General features: G+C 39.8%; 12 protein-coding genes. 5 read left to right on the top strand and 7 right to left on the bottom strand.

Going from position 1 to position 18188, the window contains the following annotated elements:
• Position 1: 1 nt before the first annotated feature.
• Positions 2–3052 carry a TAT-variant-translocated molybdopterin oxidoreductase gene (locus BMW39_RS08885; protein ID WP_034973936.1) on the bottom strand — a complete coding sequence of 1017 codons (3051 nt, stop codon included), beginning with the start codon at positions 3050–3052 and terminating at the stop codon, positions 2–4.
• A 21-nt stretch (positions 3053–3073) separates the two neighbouring features.
• Entirely contained in the window at positions 3074–4444 is a 1371-nt protein-coding gene (locus BMW39_RS08880) for a c-type cytochrome (protein WP_034973935.1), read from the bottom strand.
• 189 nt (positions 4445–4633) lie between these two features.
• Between BMW39_RS08880 and BMW39_RS08875 the strand changes: the two genes are divergently transcribed.
• The 4 genes from BMW39_RS08875 (at position 4634) to BMW39_RS08860 (ending at position 9302) form a co-directional block, all read left to right on the top strand.
• Positions 4634–5143, top strand: a complete 510-nt coding sequence (locus tag BMW39_RS08875) for a hypothetical protein (RefSeq protein WP_034973933.1) — start codon at positions 4634–4636, stop codon at positions 5141–5143.
• Between the two features lie 119 nt (positions 5144–5262).
• Positions 5263–6870 carry a tetratricopeptide repeat protein gene (locus tag BMW39_RS08870; RefSeq protein ID WP_034973931.1) on the top strand — a complete coding sequence of 536 codons (1608 nt, stop codon included), beginning with the start codon at positions 5263–5265 and terminating at the stop codon, positions 6868–6870.
• A 105-nt stretch (positions 6871–6975) separates the two neighbouring features.
• Complete coding sequence (locus tag BMW39_RS08865; RefSeq protein WP_034973930.1) at positions 6976–7404, top strand: hypothetical protein; 429 nt, start codon at positions 6976–6978, stop codon at positions 7402–7404.
• Positions 7401–9302 (top strand): T9SS type A sorting domain-containing protein, encoded by a 1902-nt coding sequence (locus tag BMW39_RS08860; protein WP_034973929.1) that lies wholly within the window; start codon positions 7401–7403, stop codon positions 9300–9302. Before BMW39_RS08865 ends, BMW39_RS08860 begins: the two co-directional genes overlap by 4 nt.
• A gap of 46 nt (positions 9303–9348) precedes the next feature.
• Here the strand turns inward: BMW39_RS08860 and BMW39_RS08855 are convergent, their stop codons facing one another.
• From BMW39_RS08855 to ricT, 5 genes are all read right to left on the bottom strand, one after another.
• Positions 9349–10626 carry a DUF6080 domain-containing protein gene (locus BMW39_RS08855; RefSeq protein WP_034973928.1) on the bottom strand — a complete coding sequence of 426 codons (1278 nt, stop codon included), beginning with the start codon at positions 10624–10626 and terminating at the stop codon, positions 9349–9351.
• A 65-nt stretch (positions 10627–10691) separates the two neighbouring features.
• Positions 10692–12227 carry a protein adenylyltransferase SelO gene (locus BMW39_RS08850; protein WP_034973927.1) on the bottom strand — a complete coding sequence of 512 codons (1536 nt, stop codon included), beginning with the start codon at positions 12225–12227 and terminating at the stop codon, positions 10692–10694.
• A gap of 41 nt (positions 12228–12268) precedes the next feature.
• On the bottom strand, positions 12269–14626 hold the full coding sequence (locus BMW39_RS08845; protein ID WP_034973925.1) for a penicillin-binding protein 1A: 2358 nt from the start codon (positions 14624–14626) through the stop codon (positions 12269–12271).
• A gap of 7 nt (positions 14627–14633) precedes the next feature.
• On the bottom strand, positions 14634–15110 hold the full coding sequence (locus BMW39_RS08840; protein WP_245750469.1) for a gliding motility lipoprotein GldH: 477 nt from the start codon (positions 15108–15110) through the stop codon (positions 14634–14636).
• Positions 15088–16560 (bottom strand): PSP1 domain-containing protein, encoded by a 1473-nt coding sequence (ricT, locus tag BMW39_RS08835; protein ID WP_034973921.1) that lies wholly within the window; start codon positions 16558–16560, stop codon positions 15088–15090. The genes BMW39_RS08840 and ricT overlap by 23 nt, the downstream gene beginning before the upstream one ends.
• Positions 16561–16939: 379 nt before the next feature.
• On the opposite strand from ricT, the gene BMW39_RS08830 reads away from it, so the two are divergent.
• A complete protein-coding gene (locus tag BMW39_RS08830; protein WP_034973919.1) occupies positions 16940–18175 on the top strand; it encodes an OmpP1/FadL family transporter in 1236 nt (411 codons plus the stop codon).
• Positions 18176–18188 lie beyond the last annotated feature (13 nt).

Raw genomic sequence — 18188 nt, 5'->3', positions numbered from 1 at the left:
CCTATTTATTATTTAAACTTTCTTTTCTGTTTCTGATTTTTGTATGATAGAATACGTTTGGTTTTGTACCAATCTCTTCTAGCAATACGTATTTTCTTTCGCTGTTGAACAAGCTACGAACTTCGGAAGCTACATCATTCATATCTCCAAATTTAAGTGAACCTGTAGAACAAGCATTAGCACAAGCAACCTGGAATTCGCCATCCTTCACTCTTCTACCATCTTTCTTAGCTTCAAGGATTGTAGACTGAGTCATTTGGATACACATAGAACATTTTTCCATTACCCCTCTTGTTCTTGTAACAACATCTGGGTTAAGAACCATTCTTCCAAGGTCATTGTTCATATTGAAGTCAAATCTGTCATTCAACGCATAGTTGAACCAGTTGAATCTTCTTACTTTATATGGACAGTTGTTCGCACAATATCTTGTACCGATACATCTGTTGTAAGCCATTTGGTTTTGACCTTGCTTACCGTGAGAAGTTGCCGCAACTGGACAAACAGTCTCACAAGGTGCGTGGTTACAGTGCTGACACATTACCGGCTGGAAGATCACATCTGGATTATCAGCTGGATGGTTCAAGATACCTTCTGAGAAAGGACCACCATATAACATTGGTGCATTAAGACCCCTGTCAATTTGTTCTTTGGTTTCAATCTTCTCGATTGCAGAGTAGTAACGGTCAATTCTCAACCAATACATATCTCTAGACATTCTGATCTCTTCCTTACCAACAACAGCTACGTTGTTTTCTGCCTGACAAGCAACTACACAAGCACCACAACCAGTACAAGAGTTAAGATCGACAGATAAGTTGAAGTGAGGACCATCTGTATCATCAAAAGCATCCCAAAGGTCGATCTTTCCAATAGGAAGTTCACCTCCGATGGTGTGCATTGCCAAAGGCTTGTTCCACTCATCTGTTGGTTTGTTGATGAAATCTTCCAAAGAAACTTCTTTAGCGATCTCATAACGACCCATCAAGGTATTCTGAAGCTGCATTCCTGCGAACTCATAATCTTCTCCGGTCTTTTCAATTTTTACATTAGTAAGAACTGTATTGTAACCATCAAATAATGGATAAACGTTGATACCAGTATCAGCCACTTTCCCTGAATCTTTTTTACCATAACCTAAAGCAAGACCCAAAGATCCTTCAGCTTGTCCAGGCTGGATGAAAACAGGAACATCATTCAATGTTACACCATTTGCAGTGACATTTACCAAGTCTCCGTCCAACTGCATTCTAGCATTCAGGCTATTTTCTAGGCCTAAAACTTCTGCATCTTTTGGAGAGATTGTCAAGTAATTATCCCAAGACAATCTAGAGATCGGATCTGGAAGCTCCATCAACCAAGGGTTGTTAGATTGCGTTCCATCACCAATTGCAGATTTGGTATAAAGTTGTAATTCTAATTGATTCGATTTGAAAGCTGACAATTCAGCAACAGCCTGAGCTGCGTTTCCACCTGTGTAGGCCAATCCTGTAGAAAGACCACCAGTTGTGAAACCATTGTATAAAGTCTTATTGAAAGTTTTCCCTTCGTTAAGCGTTAAAGCATTTGCTTTAAGATATTCGTAATAGTTATTCGCAGGATTGTTTTTTCCATTGATCCAAACCAAAAGAGATTCTTCAACCTGTCTTGATGTAAAGATCTTTTGGATTGTCGGCTGCATTAATGAATATGCACCAGTTTCCGGAGCGATATCTCCCCAAGATTCTAACCAATGTGTCGCAGGAATAACTGCTTTGGAAGCTTTGTAGATATCATTTTTCTTATCTGTAATTGCTACAGAATAAGGAACTTTCGACAAAGCTGCTTTTAGAGTTTCTCCTTTTGCGTGAGAATAAATTGGGTTAACATTGTTAGAGATCAAAACGCCAACTTGTCCACCATTCAACCAAGATAAAAATTCGTTGAATCTCGCGTTGTCATATTCTTTAAGGAAATTAGCTTTACCTGTGAAAGCTTTAGATCCTAATTTTTGATTAATTAAGTGAGCTAGAACGTAAGCTGCTTTTGAACCATCTGCCAAAACAACTGCGTTGCTTCCTTTTGCCTGAAGTTCTTTTACAATTTCGGAAGCTGTTTTATCAGCCGTTCCACCATTTAGTCCGTTGTAAACTTCAACCAAAGTTTTGAAAACAGCACTAGGCTTCAATCTGTATCTAGAATCGGCATTAGCACCAGTCAAACTCAAATTGGATTCAACTTGGATGTGTCTCAACATCTCTGGACCTGGCTTTCTTGCCGCAGCATAAGATACTTCTAAGCTAGAAGCATTATAATCTCCTAAGAAATCTGCCTGGAAAGAAACCACCAACTGAGAAGTACTAAGATCATAAACTGGCAATGCTCTTTGTCCGAAGACTTCCTGAGCTGCGTCTAATGCTGCAGCGTACGGAATTGCATCATAAGTGATCAGTTCTGCAGAAGGATATTTCGTTTTGAAATCTCCAAACAACTTCTTGAAAGTTGGACTTGGGAAAGAGTGTGACAATACCACGATCTTTTTACCAGTCGCCTGAGATTCTGTCAAACCTTTTAGAACGAAATCATCGATCTTGTTAAAATCAGTTTGCTCATCTCCATTCAAAGCTGGTCTTTTCACTTTATCATTATCATAAAGAGAAAGTACACTTGCCTGCGCTCTTGCATTGGTTGTACCTAATGAACCTGCTGCTGGATTTGCTTCGATCTTGATCGGACGACCTTCTCTGGTCTTAACCAAAACACTAGCGAAATCGAATCCGTCGAAATATGAAGAGGCGTAATAGTTCGGGATCCCTGGAATAATATCGTGTGGCTTTACCACATAAGGAATCGTTTTAAGAACTGGAGCCTCACACGCTGCCAAAGTAACAGCTGCTGTAGAGAAACCTAATATCTTAAGAAAGTCTCTACGAGAAGTTCCTGAGTTACCAGCATCTTCCAAGAATTCATCTACCGGAATCTCATTCTGAAACTCTTTCAGCGCCAACTTCCCGTTCAGGGTTGGATCTTTTAGTTCGTGAATACTTCTGAATTGTATTTTATTTGAAGCCATTTATACTTCTAATTTTTGTTATTAATAATGACATTTACCACACTCAAGACCTCCAATTGCATCTACAGTGATCTTACTTCCTTCACCATATTGTTTTTTCAACTTATCATGCAGATTTTTGAAGTATTCTTTATTATAACCGTTATTCATATCTACTTCTGTAGTTCTGTGACATTCGATACACCATCCCATGGTGAAGTCGTTGGCCATTTGAACCACATTCATTGTATCAATTTTTCCGTGACAAGCTTTACAAACCACATCAATTTTGTTGGCTGCATCTTTTTGTTTAGAATTGAATCCATTGATGATCGCTTGCTCACCTGCAACAACGTGTTGAGAGTGATTGAAGTAAACGAAATCCGGCATATTGTGGATCCTTGTCCACTCCACCGGCTGAGTCTTGCCAGTGTAAGCTTGCTTATCTTCATCCCATCCTGCAGCAGCATAGATCTTTTTGATCTCGCCTGTGTAGAATTCTCTGTCTTTTCCTGGCTCAAGGTATTTTCCTTTGTATTCAGAAATAGAACGGTGACAGTTCATACAAACGTTAAGTGACGGGATCTCAGAAACTTTACCATATTTTGCACCGGAGTGACAAAGCTGACAGTCGATTTTGTTTTCGCCTGCGTGGATCTTGTGAGAGAAGTAGATTGGCTGTTCAGGAGCGTATCCTTTATAAACACCGATCCACATCAACCAGTTCCAAACGCCATAAACAGCGATCAATGCTAATAATCCTACCAAAGCTTTCCCTACATAGCTGTATTTTTCATACAAAGCTGAGTAAGAAACCACTCTTGAAGAATTAAGTTCTGACAATTCTGGTGTTTGCTGTAGTTTCACCAACTGGCGAATCTTCAATAGTAGCCAAACCAATAGTCCAGCAATTGCGATCAATGCAGCAATTACGATTTTAGAATTAAGCTGTTGTGCTTTTTGAGCTTCGATGGCAGCTGTGCTATTTGCATCAGCTTCTCCTGCTGGAGCTTCAGCAGCAGCTTCTTCTTTTGGAGGGTTGGTTGTGTATTCCAAGATATCATCGATATCCTGATCAGAAAGTTTCCCTTCGAATACCTGCATCGCAACTTTTCCATTTTCTTCATAGATCTTGTTTGCGTATGCATCGCCTGACGCTCTCAGTTTCTCATTGTTCATGATCCACTTGTGAAGCCAGTCAACATCTTGACCATCTTTTTTGACTTTCTCAACAACACCGCCAAGTGCAGGCCCTACAACTTTTTTGTCCAAAGCGTGACAAGCTGTACAGTTCGCTTTGAAAAGCTCCTGTCCTTTTTTCGGATCGCCTTGTGCATAAACGGAAGCGCCGGTTGACAACAATAAACTAATTGCTATCAGACCCTTTTTGTAATGCTTTCTCCAACTAATCATTTATATAATCTTGGGTTAGTAAATTCTATTGACTGTTTACATTCAATTCCGCAAAAATAGCACATTAACAAAAATTAAGAAGACCTTATCGCATGCTTTTTGTCAAATCCAATTAATTTGTAAACGTTCTAAATAACAAGGTTTGCGTTTCCATCAATTTATTTTAAATTTGCCTAAAATAAATATTAAATGAACAATCTGCTTAAGCTTTTCATAATCGCAACTGTATTTTCTTTTTACCAAATTGATGCTCAATACATTGTGAAGAAAGACACACTCTCTGGAACCGAGCTTTCCTTCTCGCTGGACGAACGTATTAATGATGCTTTGGAAAAGGTAGAAGGCAACTGCAACCGTTCTGCCGGAACAATTGTGAAGGCACCGCCAAAAATTTTGGTAGCGAACAGAGAACTTACAAATGCCGAGATCTGCAGAAAAAATCCGAAGATCATGGGATACAAGATCCAGGTTGTGGTGGTAAAAAGCAATGAAGAAGCCAGCAAAATCAGTTTACATTTCAGAAATAACTTTCGAAATTTGAAAGTTGAAAAAGATGCTTCTCTCAGACCCAATTATAAAATATTGGCCGGAAGCTACTTTTCCAAACAGAGTGCATCGGAAGACCTTAGGAATGTAAAGAGAATCTATCCATCGGCCATCGTTATTCCTTACGCTGTCTTTTGTGTAGAAGCGAAATAATTTTAAAATATCAACCGGATTCAGTTCCGGTTTTTTTTGTTCTCTAAGGAAGTTGTCGGCTTCATCACATCAATAATTTGATTAATTTTACTTGATAATCAGTTTTCGTCCAAAGCCTTATGAAGTTTCTGTTCTCCTTTATCGTTTTAATTTCTGTCTTGCAAAATGACAGTTCCAAAAAACGTTGTGATGAACTGATATCCAAAGGAATCGAGGCTTTGTACCAGAAAAAACACACGGCGTCTTTAGAATTGTTTACCGAAGCCAAAAGCCTTTCTGAACAGAACAATTGGTACGAGCAGCAATTCATCTCCACCAATTGCATCGGTCTCAATTATTATCAGATGCTGGATTACAGCGAAGCCCTGGATTATTACCTTGAAGCTTATACAATCGCTCTCAAGCATCTGAACAGCGATAGGGAAATGTCCGTACTTAACAATATCGCACTGGTCTATCTACGGCAGGGAAAATATAAAGAATCCGAAAAACATCAAAAAAGAGCTTATGACCTTGCCATAGCGAATAAGGATACCATCGGGATTTCTTTGTATGCCGCCAATCTCGCCGAACTTTACAACACGACCAAAGAGTTGGACAAAGCCTCCTACTACATTTCTGTCGCCAGACCACTTGCAAAACTGGATATCCAAAGATCACTTGACATTGCCGAAGCCAAAAATGCAATGGAGCAAAAGGACTATACCAAAACACTTTCGCTTCTCAATCCCTTACTCAGTAAGCTAAACACACCGGAATATAACGATCACAAGGTTTCCGCTTTTCTGATATTATCCAGAGTATATGAAGACCAAAAAGACCAGCAAAAAGCCCTTTCATTCATCAAGCAAGCCCAGAAGGAGAATCTGAATTACAGCAATATGACGGATATCTACAATCGGTTTTCTGATAATTATTTCGCGGAAGGCGATTACAGAAAGTCGCTTCAATACAAAGATTCTGTGCTTGTGGTAAAAGATTCTCTGAACGCAATCCAAAATCGGGCAATGTATCAGAACAGTGAGATCAAACTGAAACTTCAGGATTCTCAAAAGGAACTGATCAATGAGAAAAAATTAAAATTTTACATCATCGGTTTTTGGATTGCTGTGGTTGCCTTTATTCTATGGCTTTTCCGAGGTTATCTTCAGAAGAACAAACAGAAAAGAAGACTTGCCGAGCAGAAGGAGCAGATCATTGCTTTGGAACTTAAAAACAAAGAAAACTACGCTTTACTTCTTGAAAAACAGATCAAGGAAAAGGAAACCGACGCGCTTCTCGAAAAAGAAAAACTAAAGAACGAACTCGAAAACAAAAACCGAAAGATCGCGGCCAACGCCATTCATCTTGCTCAGAAAAATGACAAGATCGAGGACTACATCCTGCGATTGAAGGAGCGACCAGAAATGTTGACCAATCCTCTGTTAGCAAAACAATTGGATCAACTGAAAGAAGTTCTTTCAAAAGAAGACAATGGCGACGATTTTCTTAATCACTTCCAGGAGATCAACAGCAAGTTCATCAATTCATTGAAGGAAAAACACAACGATTTGACCTTGAACGACATTCGATACATTTCCTACATCTATATGAATCTCTCCACCAAAGAGATCGCTTCCATCTTCAACATCACCATTGAAGCCTGCCGAAAACGAAAAGAAAGGATTTCCAAAAAACTGAATTTGGAAAACTCCAACGATTTATATGCGTATTTATCAAGCATATAACAAAATGTCACGTTTTTTCTATATAAGTCCTGTTTATTCTTGTCATCTACAATGTTTGCTACGAATACGAAAATATATTTGTACAACAATTAAATCTAATTTGATATGAAGAAAACAACTTTTACTTTATTTTTCATCTTGTTCGTACAGCTTTACTTTTCGCAAGTGGGTTTTGCAGGAAATCAGGATTATGGGATGATGCGGAATTTTGCTTACGACAAAATAACTCCCAACAAGATCTACGCAACCAGCTACATTGGTTCACACATTTTGACCTCCACTGATAATGGTCTCACTTGGAATGTCCTTTACACACTTCCTGATCCGGAATGGGCACCCGCAATCCAGGAAATGCGCCTCACGAACAACGGCACTGCATTAAGTTTTATCGAGTTTTATGGCGGCGGAAGCACTATGAACAAGGTTGCCGTTTTCGACCTGCAATCCAAATCAATCATTAAGAGATCAATATTCCGCTGGACGAGGCAGTCTTTGGGATCAAAAATTATTCTCTTCTGGATGATGGAACGATGAATACAGCGACCATCTTAACAAGTGGCGACCAGGATAAATTCTTCACAACCAACAACGGCGGAACATCCTGGAACAAAGTCTATGACGGAACCGACCACGAAAGTGTCATCCTGAACGATGCGAAGATGGATCCTAAAAATCCTCAAAACCTTTACATCGCCCGCAATGGCGGTGCTGGAAACGAGGACGGCGGCTTCTTCCGTTCCACGGACGGTGGTGCGACCTGGACGGAAACTTTGGACGGCCTGATCTTACAATCTATTGACATTGACCCAAACAACAGCAACATCATCTACGTGGGAACAGGCGTTCTTTGGACTTACCTGGATCAGTACGAAGCGGTTTACAAATCAACTGATGGTGGCGCAACGTGGACAGAGCAAACGCAGATCACCTGGTCAGATAGTGATTTCGGACTGAAAAATGTTCCAAAGATCCACATCAATCCAAACGATAGCAATCATGTTTTGATCTTAGCTGATGACCGAGTGGCTGTCACCACAAACGGTGGAACCACTTGGACCACAACCACACACGATGGATTGAATGACGGACATTCTTATTTCTACGGCATTGGCGCAGCTTTCAATCCTTTCAACAGTAATGAAGTTTTGATTGCGAGCAATCGTTATCCTAAAATCTCAACAGATAAAGGCATCACTATATCCAGCCTTAAAAATCCATTTTTTGAAGGGATGGGAAATCTGAATATCTTCAATGACAACGGAACCGACAAACTGATGTACGGCGTTCAATACGGCTACACCGTTAAGAATCTAGAAACCACTGAGGAAACACCGATCAACGTTTTCCCATTGAATGAAAGTCCTATGGGCGGACAAATCGGTCTGGTGCACACAGATAAAGATTATCCAGGAAGAGTTTTCACCTTTGACTCTTCTTTTATGGGAAGCACAATCAATGTCAGTAATGATTATGGCGTCAACAAAACGCCGATCTACACGACCTATGACACAGGATTCACCGCTGCAGAAACAGATTCATCCAATCCGAATATTGCTTGGCTGGCGACGTTCAACGGTGTGAATGCCACATTGCTCAAAGCTAATTTTACAAATCCGGATGATGTGCAAACCGAGTTCATGATGTTGCCTTACAGTGATGACTACATCTATGGGATCAAAGTGAATAAAAATAATCCGGATGAAGTTCTGGTAACTGTAGGAAACGAACTTTTGAAAACCACAGATGGCGGCACAACCTGGACCAAGATCACCAATGGACTAGAAGATCTTACCTTACCAAACATCGCGTTGGAACTGACTCAGAATCCTTTGAATCTGAATCAATATACCATCACGGCATCAAACGGGATCTACACTTCTATGGACGGCGGAAGCAGCTGGACAAAGATCTACAATGGAATGGTTCACAAAGTAGAGCATTCAACAAAACAAAATGGTCAGATCGTAGCTATTGGATATTCTTATCTGGACACGCTTCCAAAAGTGATCTACTCTAGCAACAACGGCGAAACGTGGACAGAAAAAGCATCGACCAATTATTTCAATACGATTGTACTCTCAGGTGCTGTTCGATTTGTTGACAATACGAATGTGGAAGTTTATTTGACCTCGCAATCTCTGGGAATTTTGAAAGATAAGATCAGCCTTGAAGTGTTAGGAAACCCTGATGTTGAAAATCTTAAAAACGGAATCAGTGTTTATCCAAATCCAACCCAGGATATCATCAATATCAAATTGGACAAGAACGTTTCGAAATTCAAAGCGAGTCTTTACAATGCGGCTGGACAAGTCATTTTGACGACCGAGAACAGATCAGACATCAATATTTCTAATTTGAACAATGGTGTTTACTTCTTGAAAATCGAACCGGAAAACGGGAAACCAGTGACCAAGAAGATCATCAAGAACTAATTTTAATTTTTACAATAAGAGCCTTCGGATTTTTTCGGAGGCTTTTTTATTTGTAGTAAGTTTCCAGGAATTGGTAGAACTCGCCAAGTCGGTAAAAATTATTGAAGCCAAGATAAACGGTCAGGATCATCAATGTTCCGTACAAGAATGTGAGTGGTAAGGTCTTGTCTTTAAAGCTAAAAAATAGCCAACCGATCAACATTGGAAAGACAAAAACGAAGTGACCACCGTAGATGTAAGACGTATGAAGGCCAAACTTCAAAACGCAATGGATCACAACATCCACCAACAGAGAAATTACCAAGACCCAAACCAACTTGTTCTTATAGTTTTTGAAAACACTCCAGAAAATCATCAACAAAATAATGGCGATGAAAACATAAGAAATTGCGGACGAGTAAACATCCATAAACAAAGCTTTGTAGTAAAAGGTTTTGTCCTTGTTGTGGTAATCTCGGATCACGAAACTTGGAAATAAAATATTGCCACCAAAAAACCAGGAAGAGATCATATCCCAAAGCGGTGTCACTTTCGGTTTGGAGAATTTGTCGTACTGTTCACCCGTTTTGTTGACGAAGTTTTGAAGGTTAAAATCCAATCTCAACAGGAACAAAAAGATAAAAACACCAGCACTAACTGCCATTTTCGAAACGGCAATTCCAATTTTCTTCCAGTTCCAGAAGATCTTCTTTTCAAACAAAAATGGAATGTAAACTTTGACAATATTGGTGATCGTGAGTCCGCCGATGAAAACGGAGCCTAAAATGCTCGCCCCAAAAGAAATTGGTTGGTCCTCATTGATCTTCCTCGCCGAATAATAATTGAAAACCGAAAGGAAAAGCAAAGTATAAGTGTAAGTTTCCGGCGTGAAACTCAACAGAATATTCGTCACAAACAACCCATAGAAAGCCAAGATCAACAAACTGATCTTCAGTGGAAGTTGGATGATGTTGTTCAAATATTTGAAGATCTGAACATTGGCAAGGCTTACAACCAAGGTCGAAAGCAGCGCCAAAACCAACCTGAATGCCGAATTGTAGCGATTGCGCGAAATCCACAATGCAAATTCCCGAATGCAATCAAAGAAATAATTGGCCAACGGATGTCTCTCAAAACCGCCACCAGTCTGAACAATTGCCCGATTATCAAAACTAAAATAACCATCCCACGGAATCCTGTCGTCATAGACAATGGTGAAATTATCAGCGATAAACCAGGCGTTGGCGCCATAAGCGATCACGAAAAATAGGAAGATAAAACCTTCGGTCTTGGTGGATGGAAAAACGATCTTCAGAAAGGATAAAAATTTGTTCAGGAGTTTCAAAGTTTGATAATTTCTGCAAAAATAAAAAGTCTACCGTCTAATATCTAAAAATCTACCATCTATTTTTAAGAACTACAAGACAACTGACTGCTTCCAGTCTGATTATCATACTTCGAAGGTCGTTTTTTATTGAACTCCGGAAACAGATTTTCGTAAGGATTTTCCAACGCTTTTTTCAGTTTGAAGAACATCTCATAATTTCCACTTTCCGCCTCCTGAATCGCTTCGAACAAGAGATAGTTTCTGAGAATGAACTTCGGGTTCGTTTTGGACATTAGTTCTAAAGACTCAGTTTCTGAAATATTATTTTTAAGTTTTCTTGCCTGATATTTTTCGATGAGATTCGATAATTTTTTTAATTCAATTTCATTTAGACTTCGGTAAAAAGAGTTTGAGAAATCTTCGATTTTAATTTCGGAAATTGGTTTTTCTAGTTGTTGAAAAAATAAGGTGTAGTCCAAAGTGAGATCCTGCATCGTTTGTTGCCATTCGGTGAAGAACTTCTCGTCTTCCTTTAAAACCTCATCGAAACCAAATTTGTTCGCCAACATTTTGTCGTGCTTTACCCAAAATTGTTTTCCGAAATCATCAAGGATCTTCTCCAAAACCTCAGCGTCATTAATTAAAGGAAAAATAGCATTTGCCAAAGTTGCCAAGTTCCAATGCGAGATCTGGCCTTGCTTCCCGAATGCGTAACGCCTTCCCGGCAGATCGGTGGTGTTAGGCGTGAACTCCAGATCGTAGCCATCCATCATAGAGTAAGGTCCATAATCGATTGTCAAACCAAGAACCGACATATTATCGGTGTTCATCACGCCGTGAACGAAACCGACGCGGTACCAATCGATGATCATTTTCAAAGTTCGGTTGCAAATGGCTTGAAACCAGTCGATGTATTTTGTGGAATTATTTTCTGACCGAACTTCTGGAAAGAAATTGTCAATGGCATAATCCGCTAATTCTTTGAGTAGATCGTCCTGCTTTCTGGCGGACAACAATTCAAAATGGCCGAAACGCAGGAAAGATTCAGCCGTTCTTACGACTACTGCGCCTTGCTCCTTCTGTGGATTCCCAGAATATTGAATATCGCGGATCACATCTTCTCCCGTTTTGGAAAGGCTCAAAGCTCTGGTTGTCGGAACGCCGAGGTGAAACATGGCTTCACTCATCAGATATTCCCGAATCGAGGAACGCAGAACCGCTCTTCCATCGGCGTTTCTGGAATAAGGTGTTGCGCCGGCGCCCTTCCATTGGATCTCGGTCTGTTTGTTGCCATTTTGGACTTCTCCTGCGTAGATGGCTCGTCCGTCGCCGAGTTGTCCTGCCCAATTTCCGAATTGATGTCCAGCGTAGGCTGTGGCGTAAGTTTCGACATTGTCAGGAAGATCCTGTGCGGCAAGAAAATTCTTATCACTTTCCAGATTTCCCAAGCCAATCTCTACCGACAGATTTTCATTAAAATCAATTAGTTCAGTATTAATAAAGTCGGCAGGTTTTACCGAACAAAACATCACATCGGGCGTTTGTCTCTGCATTGTGTTTCCTGAGAGATCACCTGGAAACAACTTGGTGAATTTTTGGGTAATAAGATCGAGTTTCATTGGTATAAAAAACCCACATCAGAAATGTGGGTCCTATTTTTTTATTTGTTAAAATCTATATCTTCTCCGGAATTAAGTGCCTCGTTGGTACGATCTTCTTTTTTCACGGGTTTCTCTGGAACGATCTGCGTAGGATTTTTCAGCTCTTCTATTGACTGCAATCCGCCATCGTCGCCATAACCATTTCTCAGATTATTGAGGTCCGAACAACTTCCTGTCCAGTTGGCAGGCTTGATGAATTTGTCCTCTGGAAGAATATTTAAAGCTTTATCTGCAAAGACCTTTTTCATGTAAATCGCCCAAATTGGCAATCCCATTTTCGCACCTTGACCTTCTCCTGTACTCCAGAAGTGGGTTGCTCTGTCTTCCCATCCTACCCAGACATCAGTTGCTAGTTTTGGAACAATTCCTACAAACCATCCATCTGAGTTTTTCTGCGTTGTCCCGGTTTTACCTGCGATTTCTACACTTGCAGGGATTCCTCTTCGTCTCAATTCTCCAGAAGCTGTACCGAATTCTGTCACGCCTTTCATCAAATCGATCATGGTGTAAGCGTACATTTCATTCATCACTTCTTTTACGACCGGTTTCACTTCTTTGATCACACGACCATTGGCATCCTCAATCCTCCAAATCATTTCTGGTTTGGTATAATTTCCGAAATTGGCAAAAGTACTGAATGCGCCTAACATTTCATAAATCGTAATATCAGAAGTACCCAAAGCCATTGGCAAATGTTTATCTATAGGACTTGTAACGCCTAGATCCCTTGCTAATTGGATGACATTTTGCGTTCCTGCCATTTCTGCTAATCTAATTGCAACCGGGTTTAGAGATTTTGCAATACCCTCTTTCATGGTAACACTTCCGCCACCACCTCTAACGTTCCAGCTACCTTTGGAATAAGATGCGTTGGAAACCGTAGAACAAGGCGTCATCCCTAGATGCATAATAGCTGTTGCATAAACAAATGGTTTGAAAGTAGATCCTACCTGACGTTTCCCCTGTTTTACGTGATCGTACTGGAAGTGCTGCCAATCGATACCACCGACCCAAGCTTTGATATCGCCTGTTGCTGGTTCCATAGACATTAGACCTGCCTGCGCGATCTGCTTATGATAGCGGATAGAATCCCAAGGTGACATCTCCACCTCTTCCTCTCCTTGCCAAGTAAATCTGGACATCTTCACAGGTTTGTGGAAATCCATCATGATAGAATCTTCTGGCATTCCTTCTGCTTTCAATTGCTTATATCGTCCCGTTCTTCTAACGGCAGACATCATCAAACCATTGATCTGAGTTTTGCTAAGGTTATAATAAGGCCGATTTGGGTTACGTCTCATCTCGCCATCAAAACTTTTCTGAAGATTGGTCAAATGTTCTTTGATCGCCTCTTCAGCATATTTTTGCATTCTGGAATCCAATGTCACATAGATCTTCAGCCCGTTTTTGTAAAGATTCAGTTCTTTGCCTGTTTCTTTCTCGTAAGTTTCAAGATATTGTGCAATTTCTTTTCTCAGATAGAATTTGTAATAAGAAGAAAATCCATCTTCCACCGTTTTGATCTCGTGGAAATCTACAACAACTGGTGTTGCAACGGCTTTTTCGTAAGTATCATTATCGATGTACTGCGTCTCTAGCATCTGCTTCAAAACGACATCTCTACGTACTTTTGCTCTTTCTGGATTTCTGTAAGGATTATTCCTTCTAGGTGCTTCAAGCATTGCTACAAAAGTCGCGGCTTCTGGCAATGTCAGTTGATTCGTGGATTTATTGAAATAAACTCTAGACGCCATTTCTATCCCTTTTGCATTGAAAAGGAAATCCATCTTGTTGAAGTACAATGCAATGATCTCTTCCTTTGTGTAACGTTTTTCAAGACTTACAGCTACGCTCCATTCTTTGAGTTTCTGGAAGGCTCTTTCGATCTTGTTTTGAGAAGCATTCCCTGTGAACAATAGTTTTGCAAGCTGCTGTGTGATCGTAGAACCACCACCTCTTTCGCCTCCAAATCTGATTGCTCTGGCAATGGACTTGAGGTCAATCCCGGAATGTTCCTTGAAACGCTCATCTTCCTTCGCCATCAGGGCATAAACCAAAAATGGCGGCAACTGTTTGTAGGTCACCGGTTTGGTCTTTTCTTTTTCGAATTTTCCTAGTAGGACGTTGTCAGAAGAATAGATCTCTGATGCAACGTAGATGTCGGGATTTTCTAATTCCTTCACATCTGGCATATCTCCCACAAAACCTTGGGAAACAGCGAAGAACAATCCAGAGATCCCAAGTACGACAGCAAAGAATCCAATCCAAATGAATTTGATCCATTTTTTGATTCCAGTTTTCGCTTTTTTCTTGTCTGGCAGAGGAAAAGTTTTATTTTCAGTTTTCTTATTTTCCATTAATAAATTATGGCTTTAAGTTTTGAATTTTAATTCCTATATCTTCTATTCCCTTTAAGCTATTATTCCTCATTGCCTGAACAACTTTGACAGAATAATTACCGTTTTGCGGAAATTTGTAATTGAGTTTGTATTGAAAAGTGATCTCCTTCGTATCGCCGAAACCTGTTCCTATCCACTCTCCATTTGGCTTTGCGAGAACAAAATTAAGCGTATCTGTAGAGATCTTCTTCTTGTTCTGCTCTAGACTTGCAATCAGCCTAAGATTGCTGTATGGATAGTCATTGTTGTTACGGACAACGATCATCATATTTTTCTGATTCTGAGCATCATCGATTTTAAAATCCAATGTTTGCACATCGTTTTTTTTCCATTGTTCACCTACATCTTTCATTAGGATCTTATCGTTTTCATTTTGACAAGAACTCAATGATAAAAATAGGATAAAAACGACAATCGATCTAAGCATTACCATTACCTTCATTTTTCGGCGGAAATTTCTTTTTCGGTTTTTTGAACGGTTTTTTCTGTGTTTTATTTTCCGAAGACTGATTATCTGTAGCCTGAACTTTTGGTGCTTCTGCTCTGTTCTCTACAGATTTTTGATTATTCTGACGGTTTCTGTTATCGCCCTGTCTTGGTCCCTTATTTCCCGCTGATTGATTTTCTGCTGACTGAACTTTAGGCGCCGTAGATTTGTTATCTGCAGGTTTTTGATCGTTGGAACGTGGTCTGTTGTCAGATTGTCTAGGGTTCTTGTTATCCGATGGTTGTCTTGGAGCTCTGTTCTCGGACTGTTTCGGATTTCTATCGCGATTGTTGTTATTGTTCGATCTCGGTTTTTTGAATTTCTTTTCAAAACGGTCTACACTGTTTTCCTGGATCAGATCGGACGTCACCATGCGATTTTCCACAACCTTCAGATCTTCAAGAGCCTGTGACTTTTCACCTTTTTTGTTTAGAGCGATCATCTTTTGAACTTCGTAGATATCGATATCATACCAAGCCATTGAGTTTTCTACATAGGCAAACCACATTTTCTTTTTGAAAACATCGATTTTGATGCAGAATGCTCTTCCTTTCTCTGTATTCAGAACTGTGCTTGACGATGGGAAATCTCTCAAAACATCAAGATAGGTGTCTAGCTCATAATTGAGACAGCATTTCAGTTTGCCGCATTGTCCTGCCAATTTCTGAGGATTGATGCTCAACTGCTGATATCTGGCTGCATTGGTATTGACCGAACGGAAATCCGTCAACCAAGTAGAACAGCAAAGTTCTCTACCACAAGAACCAATTCCCCCAACTTTTGCAGATTCTTGTCGGAAGCCGATCTGCTTCATATCGATCTTCGTTCTGAAAGTAGAAGCATATTCTTTGATCAACACACGAAAATCGATTCGATTATCTGCTGTGTAATAGAAGGTGACTTTTGATCCATCTCCTTGATATTCAACATCTGTGATTTTCATTTCGAGGTTGAGGCCGTAAGCAATTTTACGAGCATCCACCTTGATGGCGTTTTCCTTATTTCTAAGGTCTTGCCAGGTTTCTACATCTTTTTGATTGGCAAGGCGATACACCTTTTGTATGCTATCAATGTGTACATTTTTCTTCTTCATCTGGATCTTCACCAGTTCTCCAGAAAGACTTACTACACCTATATCGTGACCCGGGCTGGATTCTACAGCAATGATACTTCCTATATGTAAAGGCAGGTTGTTGACGTTTCTATAATATAATTTACGCTCGTTTTTGAAACGAACTTCCACATATTCTGAACTTTTTGAACCCGATGGATTAACGTCGGAAAGCCAGTCAAAAACACTTAATTTATAACTATTGCCACAAGTATCTACACTACTGCACCCACTGGCACTCTTCGTACCGCAAGAGTGGGAAGAATCGCCGGATGTTTTACATCCACAACTCATATTTTAATTTTTTTATGTCTGATTGCAAAGTTAATATAAATTTTATTTAAGCTTGATGAATATATTTTTTAAAAACACTTTTTTATTAATTTTTAGTTAATATAAAGTTAATATTAATAAATCAATACCTAAAATGACATAAATTTATGATTAACACAAATGTAAAACAATCATTTTATTATGTTTTACATGATATTGTTTAAAACTAAACTAAGATGAAATAAATTCGAAATAGACACATAATTAAATGTACTTCAAATAGTTAATAATGAGTAAGTATTAAACAACTATTCTTTGAATAACAATGTTTAACATTTTTTGTGTTTTTTCGTCATTGTTATTAAAATAATTATAAATTTGGAACATTAATAATAATCATATGAAAAGAATTTTGATGACCGCGGCTCTCACAGCCGGTGTAATGGCATACGCAGGAGGATTCCGAGTATCTCTTCAGGGCGTAAAGCAGTTGGCAATGGCTCATACCAGCGCCCATGCAGAAGATGCAAGTGTTGCATTTTTCAATCCTGCCGGTATTTCTTTTATCCCTGCAAAACTGAGTGTTGTAGCAGGTGGCTTTGGAGCATCCAACAAAGTGACGTTCCAAAACACAAGCACATTGCAACAAACCGAAACCGATAATCCTTTGGGAACACCGATCTACGCGGCGGTTGCTTATAAAGTACTAGACAACTTGTCCTTAGGTTTCAGCTTCTCGACGCCTTTTGGAAGTACAATCCAGTATCCCACCAATTGGGAAGGTGCAGAATTGGTAGAAAAATTAGAATTGAAAAGTTTCTTCTTCCAACCAATGATCTCTGTAAAATTGGCACCATGGGCTTCTTTCGGAGCTAGCTATATCTACGCAAAAGGAAAAGTAGATTGGACCAAAAGAGTCACTCAATTAGGCGGTTCTCTTAATCTTTTAGATGACGAAGCTACTGGTCACGGTTTTGGATTTGGTTTCTATTTCCAGCCAGACACCAAGTGGGACGTCAGTATTGCTTACCGTTCGCCAGTGGACATGGAAGCAAAAGAAGGAAAAGCGACCTTCAATATTTCTCCAGCACTTTACCCGAACATCGGACTGGCAGCGACAGGCGGTGTAGATAACTTCACAGCAACTTTACCTTTGGTAGATGAGATCACTTTGGGAGCAACATACAAAGTAACACCGAAATGGCAGGTTTCTGCAGATTTCAACTATCACGGTTGGGAGAGATATAACAAGTTGACTTTGGATTTTGCCAATGCGCCTGTAGGAAATCAAGCGGATCCAACAATCTTGGTAGCGCCTAAAAATTTCAAGAACACAAAAACTTTTAGAGTTGGAACCCAATACATGGTGACCGACATGATCGCTGCAAGACTAGGATGGTACTACGATGAATCTCCATATTCTGATGAGAACTTCATCCCAGAAACCCCTTCCTTTGACTCTTATGTAGTAACTGCTGGACTTGGATTCAAATTCAACAAGCTTGGAGTAGATCTTGCGGGAGGTTACGCGATGCCACAAAGCAGAAATGTGAACAACTCTTATAATAGTTTCTACGGACAGGCCAAAGCCAAAGCATTCTATTTTGGTCTAGGATTATCTTACAACGCATTTTAAAAATAAGAACTAA

This window comes from Epilithonimonas lactis, from assembly GCF_900110605.1.
In the GTDB taxonomy this organism is placed as follows: Bacteria; Bacteroidota; Bacteroidia; order Flavobacteriales; family Weeksellaceae; genus Epilithonimonas; species Epilithonimonas lactis.
This window is presented reverse-complemented; position numbering and strand designations above follow the sequence as displayed.

Excerpts from the sequence above, each read along its gene's own strand:
- BMW39_RS08885 (WP_034973936.1), bottom strand. The coding sequence starts at position 3,052 with ATGGCTTCAAATAAAATACAATTCAGAAGTATTCACGAACTAAAAGAT.
- BMW39_RS08880 (WP_034973935.1), bottom strand. The coding sequence starts at position 4,444 with ATGATTAGTTGGAGAAAGCATTACAAAAAGGGTCTGATAGCAATTAGT.
- BMW39_RS08875 (WP_034973933.1), top strand. The coding sequence starts at position 4,634 with ATGAACAATCTGCTTAAGCTTTTCATAATCGCAACTGTATTTTCTTTT.
- BMW39_RS08870 (WP_034973931.1), top strand. The coding sequence starts at position 5,263 with ATGAAGTTTCTGTTCTCCTTTATCGTTTTAATTTCTGTCTTGCAAAAT.
- BMW39_RS08865 (WP_034973930.1), top strand. The coding sequence starts at position 6,976 with ATGAAGAAAACAACTTTTACTTTATTTTTCATCTTGTTCGTACAGCTT.
- BMW39_RS08860 (WP_034973929.1), top strand. The coding sequence starts at position 7,401 with ATGAATACAGCGACCATCTTAACAAGTGGCGACCAGGATAAATTCTTC.
- BMW39_RS08850 (WP_034973927.1), bottom strand. The coding sequence starts at position 12,227 with ATGAAACTCGATCTTATTACCCAAAAATTCACCAAGTTGTTTCCAGGT.
- BMW39_RS08845 (WP_034973925.1), bottom strand. The coding sequence starts at position 14,626 with ATGGAAAATAAGAAAACTGAAAATAAAACTTTTCCTCTGCCAGACAAG.
- BMW39_RS08840 (WP_245750469.1), bottom strand. The coding sequence starts at position 15,110 with ATGAAGGTAATGGTAATGCTTAGATCGATTGTCGTTTTTATCCTATTT.
- ricT (WP_034973921.1), bottom strand. The coding sequence starts at position 16,560 with ATGAGTTGTGGATGTAAAACATCCGGCGATTCTTCCCACTCTTGCGGT.
- BMW39_RS08830 (WP_034973919.1), top strand. The coding sequence starts at position 16,940 with ATGAAAAGAATTTTGATGACCGCGGCTCTCACAGCCGGTGTAATGGCA.